Source organism: Gilvirhabdus luticola (assembly GCF_040117515.1).
GTDB classification, from domain to species: Bacteria; Bacteroidota; Bacteroidia; order Flavobacteriales; family Flavobacteriaceae; genus Gilvirhabdus; species Gilvirhabdus luticola.
This window is the reverse complement of record NZ_JBEEEN010000002.1, coordinates 1-24,983: the sequence shown is the minus strand read 5'-3', so window position 1 is coordinate 24,983 and position 24,983 is coordinate 1. Positions and strand designations below refer to the sequence as shown.

The 24,983-nt window shown below is 32.2% G+C and carries 20 protein-coding genes; 16 read left to right on the top strand and 4 right to left on the bottom strand.

From position 1 onward, the window contains the following. Positions 1 to 4 precede the first annotated feature (4 nt). The 3 genes from AAFP94_RS04565 (at position 5) to AAFP94_RS04555 (ending at position 4,892) form a co-directional block, all read left to right on the top strand. Positions 5 to 3,118: an efflux RND transporter permease subunit gene (locus AAFP94_RS04565; RefSeq protein ID WP_316661297.1), complete on the top strand. Its 3,114-nt coding sequence runs from the start codon at positions 5 to 7 to the stop codon at positions 3,116 to 3,118. Between the two features lie 4 nt (positions 3,119 to 3,122). After that, positions 3,123 to 3,785, top strand: a complete 663-nt coding sequence (locus AAFP94_RS04560) for an ion channel (RefSeq protein ID WP_316661296.1) — start codon at positions 3,123 to 3,125, stop codon at positions 3,783 to 3,785. 66 nt (positions 3,786 to 3,851) lie between these two features. Continuing rightward, positions 3,852 to 4,892, top strand: a complete 1,041-nt coding sequence (locus AAFP94_RS04555; protein WP_316661295.1) for a quinone-dependent dihydroorotate dehydrogenase — start codon at positions 3,852 to 3,854, stop codon at positions 4,890 to 4,892. Here AAFP94_RS04555 and AAFP94_RS04550 read toward each other — a convergent pair. Further along, a complete protein-coding gene (locus tag AAFP94_RS04550; RefSeq protein ID WP_316661294.1) occupies positions 4,878 to 5,795 on the bottom strand; it encodes a spondin domain-containing protein in 918 nt (305 codons plus the stop codon). The genes AAFP94_RS04555 and AAFP94_RS04550 overlap by 15 nt on opposite strands. Positions 5,796 to 5,883: 88 nt before the next feature. On the opposite strand from AAFP94_RS04550, the gene AAFP94_RS04545 reads away from it, so the two are divergent. From AAFP94_RS04545 to guaB, 5 genes are all read left to right on the top strand, one after another. Next, on the top strand, positions 5,884 to 6,747 hold the full coding sequence (locus AAFP94_RS04545; RefSeq protein ID WP_316661293.1) for a hydroxymethylglutaryl-CoA lyase: 864 nt from the start codon (positions 5,884 to 5,886) through the stop codon (positions 6,745 to 6,747). Between the two features lie 135 nt (positions 6,748 to 6,882). Beyond that, the gene (locus tag AAFP94_RS04540; RefSeq protein WP_316661292.1) at positions 6,883 to 8,061 is read left to right on the top strand and encodes a hypothetical protein; all 1,179 of its coding nucleotides are present in this window, start codon (positions 6,883 to 6,885) and stop codon (positions 8,059 to 8,061) included. A gap of 125 nt (positions 8,062 to 8,186) precedes the next feature. Next, positions 8,187 to 8,714 (top strand): FMN-binding protein, encoded by a 528-nt coding sequence (locus tag AAFP94_RS04535; RefSeq protein ID WP_316661291.1) that lies wholly within the window; start codon positions 8,187 to 8,189, stop codon positions 8,712 to 8,714. Then, a complete protein-coding gene (locus AAFP94_RS04530; protein WP_316661290.1) occupies positions 8,715 to 9,215 on the top strand; it encodes a hypothetical protein in 501 nt (166 codons plus the stop codon). Positions 9,216 to 9,272: 57 nt separating this feature from the next. Then, positions 9,273 to 10,745 (top strand): IMP dehydrogenase, encoded by a 1,473-nt coding sequence (guaB, locus tag AAFP94_RS04525; RefSeq protein WP_316661289.1) that lies wholly within the window; start codon positions 9,273 to 9,275, stop codon positions 10,743 to 10,745. 2 nt (positions 10,746 to 10,747) lie between these two features. Here guaB and AAFP94_RS04520 read toward each other — a convergent pair whose 3' ends face one another. Then, positions 10,748 to 11,884, bottom strand: a complete 1,137-nt coding sequence (locus AAFP94_RS04520) for a putative porin (protein WP_316661288.1) — start codon at positions 11,882 to 11,884, stop codon at positions 10,748 to 10,750. Between the two features lie 122 nt (positions 11,885 to 12,006). Beyond that, positions 12,007 to 12,573: a phosphatase PAP2 family protein gene (locus tag AAFP94_RS04515; protein ID WP_316661287.1), complete on the bottom strand. Its 567-nt coding sequence runs from the start codon at positions 12,571 to 12,573 to the stop codon at positions 12,007 to 12,009. Positions 12,574 to 12,890: 317 nt separating this feature from the next. Between AAFP94_RS04515 and AAFP94_RS04510 the strand changes: the two genes are divergently transcribed. The 4 genes from AAFP94_RS04510 to AAFP94_RS04495 are packed head-to-tail and all read left to right on the top strand — an operon-like array spanning position 12,891 to position 18,075. After that, positions 12,891 to 14,804: a peptidylprolyl isomerase gene (locus tag AAFP94_RS04510; RefSeq protein WP_316661286.1), complete on the top strand. Its 1,914-nt coding sequence runs from the start codon at positions 12,891 to 12,893 to the stop codon at positions 14,802 to 14,804. A 5-nt stretch (positions 14,805 to 14,809) separates the two neighbouring features. Further along, positions 14,810 to 15,664, top strand: coding sequence for a peptidyl-prolyl cis-trans isomerase (locus AAFP94_RS04505; protein ID WP_316661285.1), 855 nt, complete (start codon positions 14,810 to 14,812; stop codon positions 15,662 to 15,664). Continuing rightward, positions 15,627 to 17,120 carry a peptidylprolyl isomerase gene (locus AAFP94_RS04500; protein WP_316661284.1) on the top strand — a complete coding sequence of 498 codons (1,494 nt, stop codon included), beginning with the start codon at positions 15,627 to 15,629 and terminating at the stop codon, positions 17,118 to 17,120. The genes AAFP94_RS04505 and AAFP94_RS04500 overlap by 38 nt, the downstream gene beginning before the upstream one ends. Before the next feature lies 1 nt (position 17,121). After that, positions 17,122 to 18,075, top strand: coding sequence for an AAA family ATPase (locus tag AAFP94_RS04495; RefSeq protein ID WP_316661283.1), 954 nt, complete (start codon positions 17,122 to 17,124; stop codon positions 18,073 to 18,075). Between the two features lie 3 nt (positions 18,076 to 18,078). Here the strand turns inward: AAFP94_RS04495 and AAFP94_RS04490 are convergent, their stop codons facing one another. Beyond that, entirely contained in the window at positions 18,079 to 19,230 is a 1,152-nt protein-coding gene (locus AAFP94_RS04490; protein WP_316661282.1) for a hypothetical protein, read from the bottom strand. Between the two features lie 171 nt (positions 19,231 to 19,401). Between AAFP94_RS04490 and AAFP94_RS04485 the strand changes: the two genes are divergently transcribed. The 4 genes from AAFP94_RS04485 to mazG all read left to right on the top strand — a co-directional run bounded on the left by AAFP94_RS04485 (position 19,402) and on the right by mazG (position 24,888). After that, entirely contained in the window at positions 19,402 to 20,313 is a 912-nt protein-coding gene (locus AAFP94_RS04485) for a MauE/DoxX family redox-associated membrane protein (RefSeq protein ID WP_316661281.1), read from the top strand. Beyond that, positions 20,310 to 21,446, top strand: coding sequence for an acyltransferase family protein (locus tag AAFP94_RS04480; RefSeq protein WP_316661280.1), 1,137 nt, complete (start codon positions 20,310 to 20,312; stop codon positions 21,444 to 21,446). Before AAFP94_RS04485 ends, AAFP94_RS04480 begins: the two co-directional genes overlap by 4 nt. A 271-nt stretch (positions 21,447 to 21,717) precedes the next feature. Beyond that, positions 21,718 to 23,982 carry an aconitate hydratase gene (locus AAFP94_RS04475; RefSeq protein ID WP_316661279.1) on the top strand — a complete coding sequence of 755 codons (2,265 nt, stop codon included), beginning with the start codon at positions 21,718 to 21,720 and terminating at the stop codon, positions 23,980 to 23,982. A 108-nt stretch (positions 23,983 to 24,090) separates the two neighbouring features. Next, positions 24,091 to 24,888: a nucleoside triphosphate pyrophosphohydrolase gene (mazG, locus tag AAFP94_RS04470; RefSeq protein WP_316661278.1), complete on the top strand. Its 798-nt coding sequence runs from the start codon at positions 24,091 to 24,093 to the stop codon at positions 24,886 to 24,888. Positions 24,889 to 24,983 lie beyond the last annotated feature (95 nt).

The following is a 24,983-nucleotide window of genomic DNA, read 5'->3' as shown; positions in this document are numbered from 1 at the left end:
CTTAATGAATTTAGCCAAGTTTTCAATAGAGAGAAATAGAATAACGCTTACTGTACTGGCAACAATTCTATTAATGGGTATGGTTATGTACCAATCTTTATCTAGAGATAGTATGCCACCATATACTGTAAGAGTTGCTACCATAGTATCTTCTTTTCCAGGAGCAAGTCCAGAACGTGTAGAACTTTTAGTAACAGATAAAGTTGAGAAAGTAACTCAAGAATTACCAGAACTTAAAGAAGTATCAAGTACGTCAAGAGCAGGTTTGTCTGTAGTAACTGTTGAATTGAAAGATGAAGTTAAACCAGAAAAACTACAAGCTGTTTGGGATAGATTACGAAGAAAATTAGAATCTATTCAAGGCTTACCTTCTGGTGTTAGTCCAAATTTAGACGATGATGGCATTGGCGAAGTTTTTGGTATAGCGGTAGGATTAATTTCAGATGGGTTTTCTTATGCAGAATCTAAAGAATATGTTGATGATATTAAAGACGATTTAATAAAGCTTGAGTTTGCTGCAAAGGTTGAACTAGGTGGCGTTCAAGATGAGCGTGTATTTGTAGAATTTGATAACGCTAGATTAAAAGAATATGGACTTTCGGCTTCGAAGTTACAAAGCGCGATTAGCGCAACTAATATTTTAAGTTCTGGAGGACAAGTCAATTTAGAAGACGAGCGAATTATTTTAGAACCAACGGGAAACTTTAATTCTGTTGAAGATATTTCAAACACTTTAGTACCGGTTGGAGATGGCTCCCAAATGGTTTATTTAGGAGATATAACTACCATAGTAAAAGGATATATAGATCCACCAACACAGATTGTAAAAGTCAATGGTCAAGATGCCATTTCTATGCATGTCAGTTTAAAAGAAGGTGCAAATGTAATTCAGCTCGGAAAAGATATAGATTTAGTAATCGACAAATGGAAAAAGAAGTTACCTGTTGGTCTTGAATTAGAAAGATTAGCGTCTTTGGACACCTATATTGATGTAAAAATTAGCGACTTTATTATTAATCTTATTCAGTCTATTTCAATTGTTTTGGTTGTCATGTTAATCTTTTTAGGATTACGCACAGGAGGCATCATTGCTAGCCTTATACCAATGGTAACTATAATGACACTTATGCTAATGGGTGTAATTGGTATGGGTCTTAATCAGGTAACATTAGCTGCACTTATTATGGCTTTAGGTATGATGGTAGACAACGCTATTGTTGTAGCCGAAACCATCATGGTTAAAATGGAAAACGGTATTAAAGCAAAAGATGCCGCTATTCAAGCTTGTGGTGAATTATTTACTCCTTTATTAATCTCTACGCTAACAACCTCGGCGGCATTTTTAGCATTTTATTTAGCAGAATCCACGATGGGCGATATTGTAGGACCTATTTTTGTTGTCATTTCTTTAGCATTGCTTTCTTCATGGATTATTGCGCTAACAGTAATTACGTTACTCTGTTATTTGTTCTTAAAAGTAAAACCAAAAGCAGAACAAAAGCCAAGTTTTATTGATAAAGCTATTCTTAAACTTAAGCATTTGTATAAAGATTTAATTCTAAAAGCACTTGCTTATAAAAAATTAGTGTTACTCGGAATAGTTGCTTTATTCATTCTTTCTTTATTTGGTTTCACAAAAATTGCTTTTATATTTTTTCCTGATAGTGATAGGAATATGGTAACAGTTGATATTAATTTAACACAAGGAACTAGAATTGAAACCACACAGAATTTAGTTGAGGAGATTGAAGATTTTATGAGAGATTCATTATTGGTGACAATGAGCAGAGAAAATGGAATAACCGATTGGTCATCCTATGTTGGAAAAGGTCCTGAATCTTATGATCTAGGATATACGCCCGATGAACCTGATGCAAGTTATGCCCATATGTTAGTAAATGTGTCTGATGCGATTTATAATAATATGATTGTTGGTAAACTTGATGCGTTTTGTTTCAATAATTTCCCAAATGCAGATGTCAAAGTAAGTCTTTTAGGTTCTGGTGGTGGTGGAACACCGATTGAAGTAAAAATTTCTGGTGATAATCCAGATGTTTTAGCAGAACTTTCTGAACAGGTTAAGCAAAAACTTGCTCAAATTTCAGGAACTAAAAATGTAAAAGACGATTGGGGACCAAAAAGTAAAAAGTTTGTAGTTTCTATAGACCAAAATAAAGCACAATTAGCTGGAGTATCCAATCAAGATATTGCAACATCTTTACAAACAGTACTTGATGGATTTAAGACAGGAGAATACAGAGAAGACGATAAGTCTATACCAATAATTATGCGTAGTGATGTGAGTCAACAACAGACGTTAGCATCTATTGAAACCTTAAATATTTATGCGCAAAATACTGGTAAAAGTGTCCCTTTATTGCAGGTAGCTAGCATTATACCGGAATGGCAATATGCCAAAATTAAACGATTAGATATAGATCGAACCATTATAGTCTCCAGTGAGTTAAAAGAAGGCGGAAATGCTTCAGCCATTATGAAAGAGTTAAACCCTTGGATGGCTGAACAAATTAAGATGTGGCCTGAAGAATACACCTACAAGTTTGGTGGTGATGCCGAAAATACAGCAGAAAATATGGGAGCCGTTATTGGATATCTTCCGCTTTCAGGATTTATTATTATTCTTTTACTGATTATTCAGTTCAATTCAGTTAGAAAGACTATTATGGTGGCTTCTACTATTCCATTGGGAATTATAGGTGTAGTGATTGGATTATTAATTTTTCAAGAACCATTTGGTTTTATGCCCTTTTTAGGTGTTATCTCATTAGCTGGAATTGTAATTAATAATGCGATAGTTTTGATAGATAGAATTCAAATTGAAGAAAGCGAAATTAAACGTCCAATTCAAGATGCTATTATTGCAGCCTGTTTGCAGCGCTTCAGACCTATTTTATTAGCAACTTTTACCACAGTACTTGGTTTAATCCCATTATATTTAAGTGGTGGAGAAATGTGGGAAGGTATGGCTGTGAGTATTATGGTTGGGTTATTGTTTGGGACTATAATTACTTTGTTATTTATACCTTCATTTTATAGTATATTATTTAAGGTAAGCTATTTAGATTACAAGTTTGATGATGCCTTAATGGAAGATTAGTTGTATGATAAACAAACTTCACACATACCGTTTCGAGTTGTTTTTTTTCAGTATAGTCAGCATATTATTTGGTTCTCTTTTTTTTCCAAAAGCGTTATTTGCAGATACTATTTTACCTATATTATTTTTAATTAATATTATAGCCGGTTTATTATTCTTTATAGAAAAGAGAAGGCAATCTTGGATAACTTTTGGATTATTTCTCATAGTACTTTTGGTGTTAGGTTATAAATTGGTTACACGATTGGAGAATGCATCTTTAAATTATTTAAGGTTCATTGCATACTTTATTTTTTATGTCCTTACAACATTAGAAATTATTCGCCAAGTCTGGAACGCGGAACGCGTAAATAAAAGCGTTATTTATGGCCTAATGAGTGGTTATATTGCTTTAGGGCTTTTAAGTTTTTTTACTTATTTCTGTATCGAATTAATTATTCCAGGATCATTTAGTGGTATAGACTATAATGGAATTAGGGTAGAGAAAGTAGATGCCTTATTATACTACAGTTACATTTCTTTAATGACTATTGGATATGGAGATATTACACCAGTCAATATTTTTTCACAAAAGGCTTCCATATTTTTTGCTATGATTGGACAGTTTTATTTGGTTATTATTACAGCTGTTGTAATAGAAAAATATATTAGGCACAGCAACAAGTAATATTTTACTTCATTGTGCCAAATAATAAATGATAAGAATTGTATTTTTGCAACTCAATACTTGAGCATGTACAAAATTTTAATTCGCCCTATCTTATTTTGGTTTGATCCTGAAAAAGTACATCATTTTACATTTAAACTTATTCGATTTCTGAATAAGACCCCATTATTATCTTCATTTATAAGAAGTATGTATTTTGTTGAGGATAAGCGATTAGAAAAACAGTTATTTGGATTGACATTTAAAAACCCAGTTGGTTTAGCAGCCGGATTTGATAAAGATGCCAAACTATTCAATGAGCTTTCAAATTTTGGTTTTGGTTTTATAGAAATAGGCACATTAACTCCTAAACCACAATCGGGTAATCCAAAGAAAAGGTTATTTAGACTAAAAGCTGATTCGGCAATTATAAATAGGATGGGTTTTAACAATGGCGGAGTTTTTGAGGCTGTAGAGAGGCTCAAAAAAAATAATCATCCGACTGCGCTTAAGGCAAAAGGTGTTTTGATAGGTGGTAATATTGGAAAAAATAAGCTCACCCCAAATGAAAATGCTGTTGATGATTATTTAATTTGCTTCGAAGCCTTATTTGATTATGTAGATTATTTTGTGGTTAATGTAAGTTCGCCAAATACTCCTAATCTCCGTGAATTACAAGATAAAGAACCTCTGACACGACTTTTAAACATTTTAAAAATGGAAAACCTCAAGAGGTCAAATCCAAAGCCTTTACTCTTAAAAATAGCTCCAGACCTAACCAACGAGCAATTAATTGATATTATAGATATTATTGAAACAACAAAGATAGATGGAGTAATTGCCACGAATACAACGATTTCTAGAGAAAGTTTAACAAGCAACAATAAATCTGAAACAGGAGGTTTGAGTGGAAAGCCACTAAATAAACGTTCAACTGAAGTCATTAAATTTTTGGCGGATAAAAGTAATAAAGCGTTTCCAATAATTGGAGTAGGAGGTATTCATTCTGCGTTTGATGCATTAGAAAAAATAAAAGCGGGCGCAGATTTAGTTCAGGTTTATACAGGTTTTATTTATGAAGGTCCTAAATTAATTAAGGAGATAAATAAAGCCTTACTTAATCACTAATTTTTTAGTGGTGCTTTCTCCTGAAACTGTTATAAATTTCAATAGATACAATCCGGAGATTTGAGATTCTAAATTTAGATGTATTGAATCTGTATTATTGTCTATCTTTTTTCGATTCACCATTTTTCCAAGAATATTGTACACTTCAATAGTTTCTAAATCCATTTCCTGAATGCTACTAATCACAATAAGACCATGACTCGGGTTTGGTGAAATGCCTATCTTATTAAGTTTTTCAAATTCTTTTGTATTTAAAACCGAAACCAAAGTGATCGTAAGTGTACCAATTTTATTACTATTAAAAGGACTTACACCTTGAAGACTAATTATATCTCCTTGGGGTGTGGTAACTTCATTAGGAGATTCATAATTTACACCACTGTCTGTTCCAGCATCTGTTGGGAACATATCCATAGAAATTGAAGTCTTCCATTCATTACTCATATCTAAAAGCGAATAACCATTTAATCCAATAAACCAATCTGGACTTGGCGCTATCATTGACACCAGGGTCAACAACGGAAAATCTTCACTCACTTTAACATCTGATAATGTAGCGGAACCCAAAGCGCCACTTGAAAAACTTTGTTGCAACCATTGGTCTGCATAAGAATTTGAGATTGCTGTATTTACTTCATTCATAAATTCAGTATTAATACCTTCTTCTGCAACATCCTTTATTCCTAAAGAAGCCATCTGATTAAGTTCAAAAAAAGTAACTGAATTATTATGTGTTGCTCCAACTAAATTAGACCAGTGAGGATTATTTGGCAAAGTACCATGGTCACTAGAATTCCAAACACTTGTGAATGTGATGTCGTAAGTAGCAATACTTTGACCGTTTAAGAATTGAAAATTTAATAAGTTGATACCTAAAAAAAGTAAAAGGACATTTTTTTTCATAACAATGGGATTGATGTTAAAATATGTCGATACAAACAGATATTACTTTCAGAAAAATAGTGGTAATTTTGAGGATATCAATTTTTGAATGTCTTCTGAAATAAAAATCATAGAATGTCCTAGAGATGCCATGCAAGGTATTAAAGATTTTATTCCAACCAAAAGTAAGGTAAAGTATATACAATCATTGCTTCGTGTTGGTTTTGATACTATAGATTTTGGAAGTTTTGTTTCGCCAAAAGCTATTCCGCAAATGGCAGATACCGCAAAGGTTTTAGAGCATTTGGATTTGAGTACTACAAAAAGTAAATTACTTGCTATTGTTGCTAATACTCGAGGCGCTAGTGATGCTTCCAAGTTTAGTCAAATAGATTATTTAGGTTATCCATTTTCTATTTCAGAGAATTTTCAGATGCGTAATACACATAAAACAATTGCACAATCTATAATTACCCTTAAAGAAATTTTAGAAATAGCAAATAAAACAAATAAAGAAGTTGTGGTTTATATTTCTATGGGTTTTGGCAATCCTTATGGAGACCCTTGGAATGTAGATATAGTTGGTAATTGGACTGAACACCTCTCAAACATGGGAGTAAAGATTTTATCATTGAGTGATACTATTGGGAGTTCAGATCCGGAAAATATTCATTATTTATTTTCCAATTTAATACGACAATACCAAGATATTGAGTTTGGTGCACATTTACATACAACACCAATGACATGGTTTGAAAAAGTTGATGCAGCATTTAAGGCTGGATGTTCTAGATTTGATGGAGCGATTCAAGGTTTTGGAGGCTGCCCCATGGCAAAAGATGAACTCACAGGAAATATGCCTACAGAAAAACTATTATCTTATTTTACTGCAAAGAAATTAAACAATCTTAATGCCTTATGTTTTGAAAGTGCTTTCAATGAAGCGACTTATATCTTTTCTCAATATCATTAGTTAACTATTTTATAAACAAAGCCTTGAGTTTTTTATTTAAAATAATTCTAAATAAGTCTTGATATTTTCATTTTCATTTTTATTTTTGCCAATGAAATAGTAAACTATTTATATTAAGTCTAAATAACAACAATAATGAAAAAAATACTATATACAATTGCATTTTTAATACCAACAATGTTTTGGGCGCAAACAGTTCAAGATTCAATTACCTTCAATCCTCAACAACAGTTGAATGCTGCACAACGTCTTTTATCTGGTAATTACGGCCAGGCAGTGACCGTTGGAGCATATGGAGAAATTACCTACAATCAACCTGAAGGGTCTAATGGTGAGCTTGATGTACAGAGGTTGGTATTATTGTTTGGATATAAGTTTAGTGATAAAGCTCAATTTGTAACAGAAGTAGAACTAGAACATGTTGAAGAAGTTTTTGTAGAGCAGGCTTTTGTGAACTATGCTGTTGCACCTAATTTTAGCGTAAGAGGAGGTTTAATGTTAGTACCGATGGGAATTGTTAACGAGTTTCATGAACCAACAACCTTTAACGGAGTAGAACGTCCTGCCGTAGATAATGTTATTATACCAACCACTTGGCGAGAAATAGGTGTAGGTGTTACGGGAAGATTTAATGATATTTCATTAGGTTATCAAGCGTATATCTTTAATGGATTTAAATCTACAACAGCAGATGGTGAAGGTGGTGTTAGTGGTTTTTTAGGTGGATCTAGTGGTTTACGTGGTGGACGCCAAAAAGGAATTAAATCTACCGTAAATAGTCCAACATTGTCAACGAAATTAGATTATTACGGAATTCCTGGATTACGTTTAGGCTTATCTGGATATTTTGGAAAGACTCAAGCAACAGATGATGTTGAAGATATAGATGGCGCAAACATAGGTGTTTCAATGATAGGCTTAGATGCTCGTTACGCATATCAACGTTTTGCGGCTCGTGGACAGTTTGTTCATACTAGTTTGAGCGATACTGCAGCATATAACGAATTAACAGGCAGAGATTTAGGAAGTCAGCTTCAAGGTTGGTATATAGAAGGGGCTTATAACTTATTGTCTCAGGATAAAAAGCAGCGTTTATTTGCCTTTGTAAGGTATGAAAAATACGATACTCATGCAGATACCGATGGAGATTTAATAAGAAATGACGCTTATAACAGAACAGATATTACTACTGGCATTAGTTATCACATAGCACCAGGTGTTGTATTAAAAGGAGATTATCAGTTTAGAGATAATGCCGTTTCTGGTGGAGATGTACAAGACAGATTAAACTTTGGAATTGGAGTTTGGTTCTAAAGTGTAAAATTTATAATTCCTTTAAAAGGGTTAATATTAAAACTAAAGTATTGTCCAAAAATTATACTTTCGTTTTTGGTATTTTGTTTACTGATAACAACAAAAAATTTGAATAACTTCGCAAAATGAATTTTAAACATTTAATTTTATCGGCCAGTGCAATTATCTTTTTGTCATTTGGGTTGCCAAAAATTATTCAGAAAAAAGTAGATAAAGAGATTAGTGCCACATTTAAAGTTGAAATGTTTTCATTTGAAGAAAAGATTATTTCAGATGAAATTACTAAAGACTTACCTTCGACATTTGGAGAACAAAACTTATTTGAAATTAAAGTAAAAGATTCATTATTAGGGTATGCTTATATTTCTAAAGCACCTAGCAAAACTGCAGAGTTTGATTATTTAGTGTTGTTTGACAAGGAGCTATTTGTACTTAAAACAAAAGTGCTAATTTATAGAGAAGAATACGGAGGTGAAATTGGTAGTAGGAGATGGCTCAAACAGTTTAACGGAAAGAGTAAAGCAGATGAAGTTATTTTTGAAGAAAATATTGTTGCAATTTCTGGAGCAACAATTTCTGTAAGATCAATGACCAAAGCTATAAATAACTTGCTGAAATCCCTTAAAATACTTCATCAAAAAAACATTATATAAATGTATACTAATGGGCTAATACTATCATTTCCAAAAGAAATTAAGCTTTTAATAGGTGTTTTCTTAATAGTATTAAGCATTGGTTTTTATATAGGTTTACTTTTTGTAGAAGAAACGTCTTCAGTAAACCCAAATGGTATTGAAGAACAATATTTAGGAAATGAAGAAAGTGAGGATGCTTTAGTTATGAAGTTTAGGAAAAGCGATCAAGAAATGCTAACACTAGTGCATAATCATGTTCTTTCAATGGCAATCATATTCTTTTTATTAGCAATAATAGTTTATACTACGCGACTAAATAAAACTTTAAAACTTTTTTTGATGATTGAGCCTTTTGTGTCAGTTCTTTTAACTTTTGGAGGAATTTATCTACTTTGGAAAGGTATTCTCTGGATGAAATATATTGTTATGTTTTCTGGCTCGCTTATGGTACTGTCTTACTCAATTTCGATTCTTATAATTTTCTTTCAGCTTTTTGAGAAAAAGAAGCATTATAAATAATACTTTATTTACTGATTTAAGTTGTATATTTGCACGCAATTAAATCTTAATTGCAACATGACATCACACCTAAATAAAATTGTTGGAGAAGGCTTAACATACGATGACGTCCTTTTAGTTCCGGCATTTTCAGAAGTTTTACCACGCGAAGTCAATATTCAAACTAAATTCACCAAGAATATTACAATTAATATTCCAATAGCTTCGGCAGCTATGGATACGGTTACAGAGAGTGCAATGGCTATTGCCATCGCTCGCGAAGGTGGCATTGGAGTATTGCACAAAAATATGTCTATAGAACAACAGGCACAGGAAGTTAGAAAAGTAAAAAGAGCCGAAAGCGGTATGATAATAGACCCTGTAACACTTCCTTTAACAGCTAAAGTTTTAGATGCTAAACAATACATGGCGGAACATAGTATAGGTGGAATTCCTATTGTTGACAACAAGGGAATATTAAAAGGTATTGTAACCAACAGAGATTTAAGATTTGAAAAAAATAATGATCGACCTATAGTTGAGGTGATGACCAATGAAAATTTGGTAACAGCCGCTGTTGGAACATCTTTGAAAGATGCAGAAGGAATACTTCAAGAAAAGAAAATTGAAAAATTACCTGTTGTTAATGATGATTTTAAATTGGTAGGTCTAATTACTTTTAGAGATATTACAAAGCTTACGCAAAAACCAATTGGAAATAAAGACACTTATGGAAGATTAAGAGTTGCAGCCGCGATTGGTGTTACACCAGATGCCATAAAAAGAGCTGAAGCATTAGTAAATGCAAGTATTGATGCCATAATTATAGATACAGCCCATGGACATTCAAAAGGTGTAGTTTCGGTTTTAAAAGAAATCAAAACTAAATTTCCTTCTCTTGAAATAGTAGTTGGAAATATAGCAACTGGAGCAGCAGCAAAATATTTGGTTGAAGCAGGAGCAGACGCTGTAAAAGTTGGAATTGGTCCTGGATCAATTTGTACTACTAGAGTAGTTGCTGGTGTTGGCTTCCCTCAATTTTCAGCGGTGCTTGAAGTTGCCAATGCTATTAAAGGAACTGGAGTACCAGTCATTGCCGATGGCGGTATACGTTATACAGGTGATATCCCTAAAGCAATAGCTGCTGGAGCTGACTGTGTGATGTTAGGGTCATTGTTAGCTGGGACAAAAGAATCTCCTGGTGAAACCATAATTTATGAAGGAAGAAAATTTAAATCCTATCGTGGAATGGGTTCTGTTGAAGCCATGACACAAGGAAGTAAGGATAGATACTTTCAGGATGTTGAAGACGACATCAAAAAATTAGTGCCAGAAGGAATTGTTGGTCGTGTACCGTACAAAGGTGAGTTGTATGAAAGTATTCACCAATTTGTTGGAGGTTTAAGAGCAGGAATGGGTTATTGTGGAGCGAAGGATATTGCAACATTAAAGGAATCTGGACAATTTGTGAAAATTACCGCATCTGGGATTAATGAAAGCCATCCACATAATGTGACTATTACCAAAGAGTCCCCTAATTATTCCAGGTAAAATTATAAAGCTATATTAAAGTCTAACCGAACTCTATTTCCAGATTCTTTGGTTATTCCAAACGGGACAAGTTGATTAACTACAAAAAACCTTAATTTCAGGTTCATTTTTTCGCCAAGCATATAACCAGCCATAAATTCAAACCCTTTAAAATTGGTTAATCTACCATCTGGTGAGCCTTGAGAGGAATAATCCCAACGCGTCCAATCATTTTGAGCAAGAAAATCCACAGCTGCATATTTTTCTAAATATGTGTATGTAACGAGAACTTTCCAGTCCCCTTTTTTATTTAAATTACCTAAACTAGAAGAAGCAATGACGCCTTCTTTTTGATTAGTGAAATCTTGAGGTATAGAGCTGTTTTTCTCCAAATCACTTAAATTGAAATAGTAATCAATGCCTGTGACAATTTTTGGTTTATCTAATATTTGAGCCTTTGTGCCTAAATTTAGGATGGAGTAGTTAATAGCATAGGTTTCATTTCCATCGGGAATATCAGGCATTTTATTAAAATAATAAATGCTTGGGTAAAAAATGATTTTATTATTTAAGAATGATCCTACAGCTTGTAAGCCTTGAAAGTAACTATCTTTGCGAAACGATGTGCCATTAGTTATTACAATAAAATGTCCTGCATTAATTGAAATAGATTGTAATAAAGAAGTTTCAATATTAAATTTAGCTTTTATAGCAACTCCTTCTGGAAATACGTTGTCGCTCCAAAAGAGCTCGTTTTGTTTTTCAAAAGGATATGTATTTTTCCCAATCCAGGCAGTTAACCAATTGTGATAAAATTCAGCGTAAGCCTTTTCTAGAGCTATTGGCAAACCACCAAATTCTTTATTACCACTTCCAAGTGTAAGTTGAGGGTCTTGTTGTTTTTTTGGGTCACCAGTCCTTATCCTTGCACCAAAAGATACCCAATTTTTGTAACTGTATGAAATCCCAAATCTTAATCTATATCTTAAACGAGTTCGGTCTTCACGATAAGTTCCATCAGATTTTTTTGAATGCCAATCTTGTTCAATTCTAAATCTAAAATCGCCGTTAAAAGATAATTTTGAAGTATTTTGATCCTCTTGTGCAATTAAAAATGAATATATAAATAGAAGCAAGAGTACAGCAACAATTTTTTTCATAAATGGTTTAATCAAAATTTTGAAATCTAAAAGTATGCAGATTTATTAAATTTAGAAATTCATCTAAATATTATTTGATTTTTATAAAGGAAATTTAGTTTTAAACAAAGAAAAGAGCTGTGTTAAAATCTATAGTTGAAACTAAAGTATATTTGATTTTTATTATAAGATAATGAGATGTTATACTTGCTCTGTTCATAGGGTTTTGTAAAAAGGTATGTGCTTCCAATTCCTATGCCTGCACCAGCTAAAACATCCCAGATATCGTGCCAGCCGTCAGGACCTTCCATACGACTAACACCAACAATAGAAGCTAGAAAATAAGCATATTTTCCATATTTCCAACCATAGCGTCTTTGTATAAAGGCTGCTCCGGTAAATGCTGAAGTTGTATGACCAGAGGGAAATGCATCATATAGATTTCTACCTTCAGGCCGTGGTTTTCTAACAATCTTTTTTAATGCTTGAGTTACAACAAAACTTGTAGCATAAGAAAAAGCAAACTGTTTTGTTCCTTCCCAATCCTTTTTAAATATAGTAGTTAGCCCAGCAGCCGCTGGTAAAGCAAGTTGTAAAATATCTCCAGTATCTTCCAATACATATTCCCATTTTTCATGAGTGCCTCCATCATTTACCTGACTATTACAGAATTTTATGCCTATTATCGAAATAATAAAGCAAACTAACATGCAGAGATTCTTACAATTAGACATATAAGATGTTTCTGTCTTATTAACTTAATTAGCATAAAAATTATTGTTATCAATCGCTTTAGTTTCATAAGAAAGTTGATATTTTGGTGTTAGATCAAAGGTTTACTTATAAAAACTATAAAGATTTTCATAAAATTTGTTTCTTTAAAACCTTAAATGTCAATACTAAATCATCTATCAAATCGTTTGATATTGCAGCTTGCTTTATAGGTTAATATTCCTATTTTTGCATGAATTATAATCTGGTTAATTAAATGAAATTAAAACATATTTGTACTTTTTTATTCGTATTCATGTCATCTATAGCTATAGCTCAAGTTTCAAAAGATGACATTCTTTTTACAGTAGATGATGACAAGGTTTTTGCTACAGAATTTGTAAGAGTTTATAATAAGAATTTAGATTTGGTTCAAGACGAATCCCAAAAAGATATAGATGCCTATTTAGAGTTATTTATAAATTATAAACTAAAACTAAAAGAAGCCAAAGATCTAGAGTTCGATAAGAAAGCATCATATTTAAGAGAGCTTTCCAATTATAAAAAGCAGCTAGCAAAAAATTACTTAACGGACAATAAGGTTACAGATGAATTAATTGCTGAAGCTTATCAAAGAACAATCAATGAGGTTAAGGCAAGTCATATACTAATTAAACTGTCTGAAGATGCAAGTCCAAAAGATACTCTTGAAGTTTATAACGAAATTCTAAAATTAAGGGATAGATTAGTTAATGAAGGCTTTGAAAATGTGAAAAACGATGTTCATGATGGCAAAAGAATTTTTGCTGAAGGATTGGGTTATTTTTCATGTTTTAAAATGGTTTACGATTTTGAAAATGCAGCATACAATACCAATATAGGAGAAGTATCAATGCCTTTTAGAACTAATTTTGGATATCATATAGTTCAGGTCTATGACAAACGTAAATCTCGAGGAGAAGTTACAGTTGGAAATATTATGGTAAGTACCACTGAAAAAGACTCTCTCCAAGGAAGTCCTGAAGAAAGAATAGCAGATATTTACAAAAAACTGTCTCAAGGAGAAGATTTTGAGTCTTTAGCCAAACAATTTTCTGATGATAAGAGTTCAGCAAGTAAAGGAGGTAAAATGGAGCCTTTTTCAGGAGGACAGTTAAGCTCTGAAATTTTTGAGGATCAAGCATTTAATCTGAAAAATATAGGGGACGTTTCAGCTCCTTTCAAAACTAAATTTGGATGGCACATCATAAAGCTTTTTGATAAAAAAGAAGTTGAGTCTTTTGAAGAGCTTAAACCAGAATTAGAAGTAAAAGTAAAACGTGATTCTCGCTCAAAGTTAATTAATAATGCATTGGTTGACGAATTGAAGAAGAGATATCAAATTACTGTTAATCAGGACGATCTTTCTTATTTTGAATCGATACTAAATGATGATTATTATAAAAAAACTTGGACTTTACCTTCCGATTTTGATGGATCCAAAACTCTGGTAAAAATTGAAAGTAAGACAGTACCTTATTCAGAGTTTGGAAATTTTTTATTGAGAATCCAGCGCAGAATGAAGCCCAACGTGTCTTTTAAAGACATCATTTCTGACAACTTTAATATTTTTCTTAATCAAAATCTAATTCAGTTTCAGGAAGATAATTTGGAGAATGAAAATGAAGACTTTGCTAATATTGTAGGAGAATATCGTGATGGATTATTGTTATTTGACATGATGGAAACCAGAATCTGGAATGTTGCAACAACAGATTCTATTGGCTTGAAATCATTTTATGAAAGCAATAAAGAAAATTATTTTGTCGATGAAAGATTAGATGCCATTGTAGCATCTTCGGCAAACGAGGAAGACATCCAAAAAGTTTTAGAAATGCTAAAACAAGGCAAAACACCTGACCAGATTAAAGAAACTCTTAATATTAATGGTAAGGTTAGCGTTATTTTCACAACTGGAATTATGGAAAGGAAACACCAATCAATTCCAGAAGGGCTTGTTTTCAAAGAAGGAATTTCAGAAGTATATAAACATAATGATAGTTTCGTAATTGTTAAAGTCAAATCTGTTTTGCCTAAAGAGTTAAAATCTTTTGATGATTCTAAAGGAAAAATTATCAGCGATTATCAAGCATACAAAGAAGAAACATGGCTTTCAGAATTGCATAACAAGTATAAGGTAAATGTCAACCAAGACGTTCTAAACAAAGTCAAAGATCAGATAAATAATTAATAGAATTGCAAAGCAAAAATAGTATAGTACTTATTTTATTTGTTTTATTTTTTTCCTGTGATTTTTTTAAAAAGGAAGAAGATAAAACACCTATTGCAAGAGTTAATGATATTTATTTATATAAAGAAGACATTGAGAATATTATACCAGAAAACTCAACAAAAGAAGATAGTGCTTTATTGGTTACCAATTATATTAATCGTTGGGCAACTCAACAACTTCTGGTCAACGGCGCGTTGGTCAACTTAAGCGAAGAAAAGCAAAGAACCTTTAACAAGCTTGTAAAGCAATACAAGAATGATCTGTTTTCGAAAGCATATTTAGAAGCTTTGGTCAAAAGAAGTATTGATACCACTGTTACAATTGAAGAAGCCCAAATTTTCTATGAACAAAATTCGGATGCCTTTAAACTCAATGAAGACCTCATCAAGTTTAGATACATAAATATCAGTGAAAACAGACAAGATTTTGACGAAATCACATCAAAGTTTAAACGTTTTAATGCAGAAGATAAAAAAGAATTAGATTCGATTTCAATTCAGTTCAAATCGTACTCATTAAACGATTCTATTTGGATAAAAGTAAGACAAGTAATAGACAAGATTCCTGCGCTTACTATTGAAAATGAAAGTCAACTGTTAAAAAAATCTAATTTTATACAACTCAAAGATTCATTAGGAGTATATTTGATGCAAATTAATGATGTTTTATTGCGTAATAGTGAAGCTCCATTAGAATATGTAAAACCGACCATTGATCAAATCGTTATTAATAAAAGAAAATTAGAGCTCATACGAGAATTAGAAAAGGATATTACAAAAGATGCTATTAAAAATAAACAATTTGAAATTTACAATTAGCCTAAAATATATACTAACGTTAAGTATAATTTTATCTACAATCCATACCTCAATTTCACAAGAGGTTATTGAAGATGAAACAGACAAAAAAGCAGATACTTTAGCTTTAGTCGCAAATAATTCTGAAACTACCAATGCAATTGCAGACACCACAAACTCATTCAAACCGATTAAAGTTGATGGGGTTGCAGCCGTAGTGGGCGATTATATTATTTTGGAATCCGATATTGATCAAACGCTGCAACAATTAAAGGCTCAAGGAATTTCAACGGCAGACGTTACACGTTGTCAATTGTTTGGTAAGTTGTTAGAAGATAAATTGTATGCACATCATGCTATTCAAGATAGTATTGTAGTTTCAGATACCGAAATCCGTTCTTATGTAGATCAGCAAATTCAGGCTTTTTTACAACAAACCAACGGTTCTATGGAGGAACTATTGAAAATATATAATAAAGAAGATGAAAAAAGCTTAAAGGACGAAATGTTCGAAATTAATAAAAGCGGTAAGCTTTCAAGTGAAATGCAAACAAAGATTATTGATGAAATTGAAATTACTCCAGACGAAGTAAGACAATTTTTCAATAAAATACCTGAAGATCAAAGACCTACGTTTGGTACAGAACTTAAAGTTGCCCAAATAGTTATTGAACCAAAAGTTAGTGAAGAAGATAAGCAGAAAGTTATAAACCAGTTAAAAGAGTTTAAAGCCGATGTTGAAGATAATGGAGCAAGCTTTAGGTCTAAAGTGGTACTGTACTCTGATGATAAAGCATCAATAAGAAGCGGAGGAAAATATACACTCAACAGAAAACAACCAAGAATGGTTAAAGAGTTTAGAGAAGTAGCTTTTTCATTACAAGAAGGAGAAATTTCTGAACCGTTTGAAACAGAGTTTGGATTTCATATTATTTATTTAGAAAAGATTAGAGGACAAGAATATGATGTAAGTCATATTTTACGAATACCCGAAGTTTCCAATGAAGCTATAAATGAAGCTAAAGAACAATTAACTAAAATTAGGGAGCGCATTGTAAACGGAGATATATCTTTTGCAGATGCCGCCAGAGAATCTAGTGAGGAAAAAGAAACCAAGAATGATGGTGGTCAGCTTATAAATCCAGCAACGCAAGATTATAACTTTGAATTGACCAAGATGGATCCTGAATTGTATGGCCAAATTCAAAACTTAAAAGATAACGAAGTTAGTCTAGTGCTTACAGATCAAGATAGAACAGGAAAAATCAAATTCAAAATTCTAACAGTTACAGATAGAATTGATGAGCATGAAGCAGATTATGCAAGAGATTATCTAAAAATAAAAGAATTAGCGCTTAACGAAAAACGGTTAAAAGAAATTGAAAAATGGCAAAATGAAAAAATCATGGACACTTATATTAAGATAAGTGATGAGCATAAAAATTGTGATTTTTCAAGTAATTGGTTAAAAGAATAGCATGTCAGATGTAGCAGCCATTGAGCAATTTGTAAAAAAATACAAACAACTAAAAGCAGAAGTTGCCAAAGTAATTATTGGGCAAGATGATGTAGTAAATCAAATCTTGATTTCGATTTTTTCAGGTGGTCACTCGCTGTTAATTGGGGTGCCTGGACTAGCAAAAACATTAATGATCAATACTATTGCCCAAGCATTGGGACTAGACTTTAAACGTATTCAATTCACACCAGATCTAATGCCTAGTGATATTTTAGGAAGTGAAATTTTGGATGAAAATAGAGCTTTTAAATTTATCAAAGGTCCAATATTTGCAAATATTATTCTAGCAGACGAAATTAACAGAACACCTCCAAAAACACAATCAGCATTATTAGAGGCTATGCAAGAAAAGGCTGTGACAGTTGCAGGGCATCATTATAAGTTAAGTTTGCCTTATTTTGTTTTGGCTACACAAAACCCAATTGAACAGGAAGGAACATACCCTTTGCCAGAAGCACAATTGGATCGGTTTATGTTTGCTATCAATTTAGATTACCCAAGTTTTAAAGAAGAAGTAGAAGTTGTTAAATCCACTACTTCTGATGATGAAGTAATTGTTAACCCATTGTTTACTGCTGAAGAAATCATAAGCTATCAACATTTAGTTCGTAGAATTCCAGTTGCTGACAATGTAATTGAATATGCAGTAAATTTAGTTAATAAGACTAGACCAAATGGTGAATCTGCAACAGATTTTGTCAAGAACTATATTGATTGGGGTGCAGGGCCAAGGGCTTCACAGAATTTAATTTTGGCAGCAAAAACACATGCAGCAATTCATGGTAAATTTTCTCCAGACATTGAAGATGTTCAGGCCGTTACCGATAGTATTTTAAGACACAGGATAATAAAGAATTATAAAGCTGATGCAGAAGGCATTTCAGAAGAACAAATTATAAAAGATTTGTTGTAGTCATTAATCTTTGATTAATTTATCTACTTGTATTTTCTCATCAATTTCCTTATCATACAAAAACACAAACATACTTGCCATCATATCTTGTTGTATTGCGGTTGTATTATTGGTTTTTAAAACCAGTTCATATTTACGGTTAGGATAGAGCATAATGCCTTTTCTGCTGGAAAAATCTGAAACTTTTTGTAAACCGATTTTATCATTATAGTTATTGATAACGGAAGTGAACAAAGTAGAATCTAATGTCTTGTCTCTAAATGATAATGCTTCTGCAAAAGGGTGTAAGTGAGAAACAATATAATGCATTGTAGTACTATCTTTTAAATGCAACTGATTCGTTATGTCATAACTAAAAGTTGCTTTCCCAGGAAAAATTACCCAATGCCCTGATAGACTTTCGCCTTTTTCGGTTAAGTAACTATGATTCTTGGTTTCTACAGGTAAACAAAAAGAAGGGTTTTTTTCGGTTGGACCTTTAAATGGGTTTTGACTATCATAAGGCAGCATTATAAAAACAGTTTTACTCATTAAAGGCTTCAGTTTGTTGGTTTGGTTTTTGTAGCCAATATTTAATCTGTGCTTTACATTTATAATTTCGTTTTTAATATTGTGATTTAATGTTTGTGTAGTTAATATCAGGTTTTCGTTTGTAAAAATAGGTACACCAAAACCTTCAGGTAATTTGTATTTTTCAATACCATTGCTCATTGTCGTTAATCTTGGGTATTGTTCTCCAATTCTACTGTTTAAATTCCATTTTAATAAATGATCGTTTCCAAAAAAATCAATATTACTATGACACATAAAGCCCGTTGACAGGGTGTCTTTTTCATTACTGCTAATAGGTAATGTTTCGAAAGAAGTTAGCCAAACCAAATCTTCCTTGTTTGAATCTATTTGAAATGTACCTTGGGCTTTTGGCCCTTCCATTGATTTATATATACCATCTACAAGAAGGCTTGGAGATGTAAAAGAAATCATTGTATCTGTTTTGTTAGTTTCCCAAGAGTTATCAATAATAGAAAGTTTGTGAAGTAATTGCGTTTTAACTATAGCTTTATGTCTGTTTGAAAGGTTTAAATAATAGATTCCGCAAATAACAAATCCTACTAGACATACCAAGACTGAATATTTCACTATTTTAGCTCTCATAAGGTAAAATTAATGTTTTTTAAAACACTAAGAACAGAACGTTTTGTTATTAGATTATTATTGGTAATTAGTTTTCTGTTGCCTTTTTTTTGGACGTTTCCAGTGTGGCTGTCTGAAAGAATTTTTCCAAGAGTTCCTCTCATTTTTTCAGAACAAATTTTAAACTATCAGATGGAGCTATTTCTATTAATTGTGTTTGGAATTACGTTGCTCTGGTTTTTAATAAAGGATAAAGGATTTGGAGGATTGTTTTTTTTTCTCACTTATGTATTTTTATGTTTGCTTGACCAAACAAGAATCCAACCCTTTTTTTTTGAAATTGCTATCATTATTTTCCTCTATTGGTTTTTTAGGAATGATTTTAAGCACTTCAAAACAGCATTTTTAATCCTAATGGCTGGAACCTATATTTGGAGTGGTCTACACAAAGCACATCCTTTTTTTTATGAAGTGTGGTATGGAGGTTTAGAAAAAAGGATTCCTTTTGTCCCACAAATTTTAAGACAACTATTTACCTGGATGGTCCCTTTTTTAGAATTTAGTTTTGGGTTAGCATTACTGTTCAATAAAACGAGAAAACTGGGCATCTGGATGTTGGCTTTGATGCATTCAATGATTTTAATAACATTTTTAGTTAGTGGTATTGGTTTTACAGTATTTCCTTTAAATGTAATTAATGTACTATTTCTTTTTTGGTTGTGTTATCGTATGGATTGGACGATAATTTATCTTAAAAACATCAATTTAAAATTAAAATCGATTATGATTTATGCCTTAATTCTTCCAGCGTTTAATTTCGTGGGATTGTACGATCATTTTCTGGCGTTTAGTTATTTTTCTGGGAAACCAGATTATTGTAATATCATTTTTAAAAATGAAAAAGCTATTGAAACCTTACCTGATGGTGTAAAAAAAATAGTGAGAACTTATGAAGGACAATATTATTTAAATGTCAACGAATGGAGTGTAAATAATGTAAAAGTGCTATGTTACCCAGAAGACAGAGTATATTCATGTTTACAGTCTTATATAGAACAATTTTCTGGAAGGGGAACAACAACTATTCAGTTATATAAAAAGTGAGGGTATCAAACAGGATTTTTGGATTAGATTTAATGAGAGCTATGGCAATTTTTATGGTTGTTATATCACATATTCATTGGATAGTTCCAGAAATGGATGGCTTATTGTCAAGTTTGATGAGTTTGTCGGGATTTCTGGGTGTAGAAGTGTTTTTTGTATTAAGTGGGTTTTTAATAGGAAGAATTTTATACAATTTATACACATCAGAGAAATTTAACTTTTCAAGAGTATTTTATTTTTGGATTCGTCGTTGGTTTAGAACATTACCTAATTATTATTTAGTACTTGCTATAAATATTTTTATTGCTATTTACCTCAATATTGGATTTCCAGAACATCTTTGGCAATATGCATTTTTTATTCAAAATTTTGCTTGGCAAATGCCTGATTTTTTTCCTGAATCATGGAGTTTGTCAATTGAAGAGTTTGCGTACATCATTGGTCCTTTGATGTTGTATTCAGGGCTTTTTGTTAAAACTAAATATTCAAGATCAAAAATGTTTTTAGGCATAACAATTATAATTATTTCATTTTTCACGATCACTAAATACATCTATACAATTGGCAATACTATGAATACTATGAATTATTGGAATCTTAATTTAAAAGCTGTGGTTTTATATAGGATAGATGCTATTTATTACGGTGTTTTAGCAGCTTATATTTCATTGGTCAAACCAAAGTTTTGGAAAAGTATAAAATATAAGTCGGTAATTTTGGGTATTGCAATTATTTTGAGTTTGAATGTCTTTATATCTGCTAGGCAAATTTTTATTGAGTCTCATAATATATTTTGGAATTTATTTTACCTACCAATTAATACTATTGCAATTATGTTTTTGCTTCCTTTTTTAAGTCAGTTAACTAAAGCACCAAAACTAATCTTAAAACCTATTACTTTTTTGAGTGTAATATCATATTCTATGTATCTATTACACTATTCTATAATTTTACAACTGCTTAAAATCTATATACCTACTGAAAATTTAGCAATTTTTGATACTCTAATTTATATTTTGGTATATCTGTGTATAGTAGTACTATTGTCTTATATCTTATATACTATTTATGAGAGACCAATGATGAATTTAAGGGATAAACCATTTTTTATTAAACGATATTTGAACAAATAATTTTTTGTTGAAAATGAATGATATAGATTTTAATTATTTGCTTATTAAATATTTAAATAGCATAAAACACAATATGTTAAGCGTGATTTTTTGACAGATTTATAATTTGCGATATCTCAAATTGAGAAAATATAATTTTTGACAATAAAATAGCATTTAAAATTGCTATATTTTATAATATTAATCTATTTTGTGTAAGTTTTAAAAAAGATACTATTATTTGTACTTTTGCTAGACTTTTAAATAGGACAATAAACTCAATAAATATACTATGGCATTTGATATAGAAATGATTAAAAAGGTTTATGCTAATGTTGCTAAACGTGTTGATAAAGCACGTGAAGTTGTAGGTAAACCGTTAACACTATCTGAAAAGATTTTGTATTCGCACCTATGGGATGGCAACCCAACTAAAGCATTTGTTCGAGGTAAAGATTATGTGGATTTTGCGCCAGATAGAATTGCCTGCCAAGATGCTACTGCGCAAATGGCATTACTTCAGTTCATGCAAGCTGGAAAGCCTAAAGTAGCTGTGCCAACGACAGTGCATTGTGATCACTTAATTCAAGCTAAACAAGGAGCAGCTCAAGATTTAAAAAGAGCTAATGATGTTAGTAGTGAAGTGTTTGATTTTTTAGCCTCTGTATCAAATAAATATGGTATAGGTTTCTGGAAACCTGGAGCAGGAATTATTCATCAAGTGGTTTTAGAAAATTATGCATTTCCAGGTGGTATGATGATTGGTACTGACTCACATACAGTAAATGCTGGAGGCTTGGGCATGGTTGCTATAGGAGTTGGCGGAGCAGATGCGGTAGATGTGATGGCTGGAATGGCTTGGGAATTAAAGTTCCCTAAACTTATTGGAGTTAAACTAACTGGAAAATTGAGCGGTTGGACATCTGCTAAAGATGTCATTCTTAAAGTTGCTGGTATTTTAACTGTTAAAGGAGGTACTGGATGTATTTTAGAATACTTTGGTCCAGGTGCTAAAAACTTATCATGCACAGGAAAAGGAACTATTTGTAATATGGGTGCAGAGATAGGTGCAACTACATCGACGTTTGGTTATGATAATTCTATGGAACGTTATCTACGTGCAACAGACAGAGCAGATGTTGCAGATGCTGCAAATCAAGTTAAAGAATATTTAACCGCAGATCCAGAAGTTTATGAAAATCCAGAACAATATTTTGATCAACTTATCGAGATAGATTTAGATACTTTACGTCCACATTTAAACGGTCCTTTTACACCAGATTTAGCAACGCCGGTAGGTGAACTTGGTGAAAAAGCTAAAGCCAATGGTTGGCCTATTAAAGTAGATTGGGGACTTATTGGCTCTTGTACAAATTCATCTTATGAAGATTTAACTAGAGCAGCTTCAATTGCAAAACAAGCTGTGGATAAAAAAATAAAGGCAAAATCTGATTTTGGTATAAATCCAGGTTCGGAGCAAATTCGTTTTACAGCAGAGCGTGACGGAATTCTCAAAATATTTGAAGATCTTGATGCTACTGTATTTACGAATGCCTGTGGACCGTGTATAGGTCAATGGGATAGAAGTGATTTAAAAGGTGACGAGAAAAATACCATAGTACATTCTTTCAATAGAAACTTTTCTAAACGTGCCGATGGGAATCCAAATACACATGCTTTTGTAGGTTCTCCAGAAATGGTTGCTGCAATTGCAATTTCGGGACGTTTGGATTTTGACCCAATGAACGACACACTGATTAACGAAAATGGCGATTATGTAAAACTAGATGAACCTAGAGGTATTGAACTACCTCCTTTGGGCTTTGATGTAGAAGATGCAGGTTATGTAGAACCAGTTTCAGATGGAAGTGGTGTTCAGGTGTCGGTAAGTCCAACTTCTGAAAGACTTCAATTATTAACACCTTTTGAACCTATTGGCAATGAAATAAAAGGCGCGAAATTATTGATTAAAGCCTTTGGAAAATGTACAACAGATCATATTTCTATGGCCGGACCATGGTTACGCTTCAGAGGTCATTTAGACAATATTTCCAATAACTGTCTAATAGGTGCTGTAAATGCTTTTGGCAAAAAAACCAACTTTGTAAAAAATCAGTTAACTGGTGAATATGGTGGTGTTCCAGATGTTCAAAGAGCTTACAAAGCCGAAGGAATTAAGACTATAGTTGTTGGTGACCATAATTATGGTGAAGGTTCATCTCGTGAGCATGCAGCTATGGAGCCTAGACATCTTGGAGTTGCAGCAGTAATTGTAAAATCTTTTGCTCGTATTCATGAAACCAATTTGAAAAAGCAAGGCATGTTAGGTTTAACATTCGCTAACGAAAATGATTATGATTTGATTCTTGAAGATGATACATTTAACTTTTTAGATTTAAATGAATTTGCACCAGGAAAACAATTAACTCTAGAAGTTGTTCATTCTGATGGGAATAAAGATATTATCAAGTTGAATCATACTTATAACCATTCTCAAATAGAATGGTTTAAAGAAGGTTCTGCGCTGAACTTAATTAAGAAAGAAAATGCTTCTTAATAAAAAACAATGCATGTTAAAAAGTCCAGTTAAAAAACTGGACTTTTTTGTTTTATATCCTTTCTATTTTACTTTTTAATAATTGTATTTTTACAAAAAACGAAGATCATGAATTCTAGAGAAAAACAGCTAAAGGCATTTGACCGTTTATTGACTATTATGGATGAGTTACGGGAACAATGTCCTTGGGATAAAAAGCAAACCATGGAGAGCCTCAGGCATTTAACCATTGAAGAGGTTTATGAACTTGGTGATGCTATTCTGGATAATGATTTGCAAGAAGTTAAAAAAGAATTAGGCGATGTCTTATTGCATATTGTTTTTTATTCTAAAATAGGAAGCGAAACAAGCCATTTTGATATTGCCGATGTTTGCGATGGAATTTGTGAAAAATTAATTAGGAGGCATCCTCATATTTACGGAGATGTAAATGTAAAAGATGATGCTGAAGTAAAGCGAAATTGGGAAAATCTAAAACTTAAAGAAGGTAAGAAAAGTGTACTTGAAGGAGTGCCACAGAGTTTACCTGCTTTAGTTAAAGCCTATAGAATTCAGGATAAAGTTGCTGGAGTTGGTTTTGATTGGGAAAAACCAGACCAAGTATGGAAAAAAGTAGAAGAGGAGCTTAATGAGTTTAAAGCTGAAGTTAAACTAGGTAATCAAGTCGCAATAGAGAATGAATTTGGCGATGTTTTATTTTCGATGGTCAATTATGCTAGGTTTTTGGGAATTAATCCAGAAAATGCATTAGAACGTACTAATAAAAAATTTTCTAAAAGGTTTCAGTATTTGGAGTCTAAAGCAAAAGAGCAAAGTAAATCTTTAAAACAAATGTCACTTGCTGAAATGGATATTTTTTGGGAAGAAGCAAAGCGATTGCCAAATAGGGAATTGGAAAATCTCTGATTTTCAAATGAAAAAAATGGAAGAAGCAAAGCGATTGCCAAATAGGGAATTGGAAAATCTCTGATTTTCAAATGAAAAAAATGGAAGAAGCAAAG

Excerpts from the sequence above, each read along its gene's own strand:
- AAFP94_RS04565 (WP_316661297.1), top strand. The coding sequence starts at position 5 with ATGAATTTAGCCAAGTTTTCAATAGAGAGAAATAGAATAACGCTTACT.
- AAFP94_RS04560 (WP_316661296.1), top strand. The coding sequence starts at position 3,123 with ATGATAAACAAACTTCACACATACCGTTTCGAGTTGTTTTTTTTCAGT.
- AAFP94_RS04555 (WP_316661295.1), top strand. The coding sequence starts at position 3,852 with ATGTACAAAATTTTAATTCGCCCTATCTTATTTTGGTTTGATCCTGAA.
- AAFP94_RS04550 (WP_316661294.1), bottom strand. The coding sequence starts at position 5,795 with ATGAAAAAAAATGTCCTTTTACTTTTTTTAGGTATCAACTTATTAAAT.
- AAFP94_RS04545 (WP_316661293.1), top strand. The coding sequence starts at position 5,884 with ATGTCTTCTGAAATAAAAATCATAGAATGTCCTAGAGATGCCATGCAA.
- AAFP94_RS04540 (WP_316661292.1), top strand. The coding sequence starts at position 6,883 with ATGAAAAAAATACTATATACAATTGCATTTTTAATACCAACAATGTTT.
- AAFP94_RS04535 (WP_316661291.1), top strand. The coding sequence starts at position 8,187 with ATGAATTTTAAACATTTAATTTTATCGGCCAGTGCAATTATCTTTTTG.
- AAFP94_RS04530 (WP_316661290.1), top strand. The coding sequence starts at position 8,715 with ATGTATACTAATGGGCTAATACTATCATTTCCAAAAGAAATTAAGCTT.
- guaB (WP_316661289.1), top strand. The coding sequence starts at position 9,273 with ATGACATCACACCTAAATAAAATTGTTGGAGAAGGCTTAACATACGAT.
- AAFP94_RS04520 (WP_316661288.1), bottom strand. The coding sequence starts at position 11,884 with ATGAAAAAAATTGTTGCTGTACTCTTGCTTCTATTTATATATTCATTT.
- AAFP94_RS04515 (WP_316661287.1), bottom strand. The coding sequence starts at position 12,573 with ATGTTAGTTTGCTTTATTATTTCGATAATAGGCATAAAATTCTGTAAT.
- AAFP94_RS04510 (WP_316661286.1), top strand. The coding sequence starts at position 12,891 with ATGTCATCTATAGCTATAGCTCAAGTTTCAAAAGATGACATTCTTTTT.
- AAFP94_RS04500 (WP_316661284.1), top strand. The coding sequence starts at position 15,627 with ATGCTATTAAAAATAAACAATTTGAAATTTACAATTAGCCTAAAATAT.
- AAFP94_RS04495 (WP_316661283.1), top strand. The coding sequence starts at position 17,122 with ATGTCAGATGTAGCAGCCATTGAGCAATTTGTAAAAAAATACAAACAA.
- AAFP94_RS04490 (WP_316661282.1), bottom strand. The coding sequence starts at position 19,230 with ATGAGAGCTAAAATAGTGAAATATTCAGTCTTGGTATGTCTAGTAGGA.
- AAFP94_RS04485 (WP_316661281.1), top strand. The coding sequence starts at position 19,402 with ATGGAGCTATTTCTATTAATTGTGTTTGGAATTACGTTGCTCTGGTTT.
- AAFP94_RS04475 (WP_316661279.1), top strand. The coding sequence starts at position 21,718 with ATGGCATTTGATATAGAAATGATTAAAAAGGTTTATGCTAATGTTGCT.
- mazG (WP_316661278.1), top strand. The coding sequence starts at position 24,091 with ATGAATTCTAGAGAAAAACAGCTAAAGGCATTTGACCGTTTATTGACT.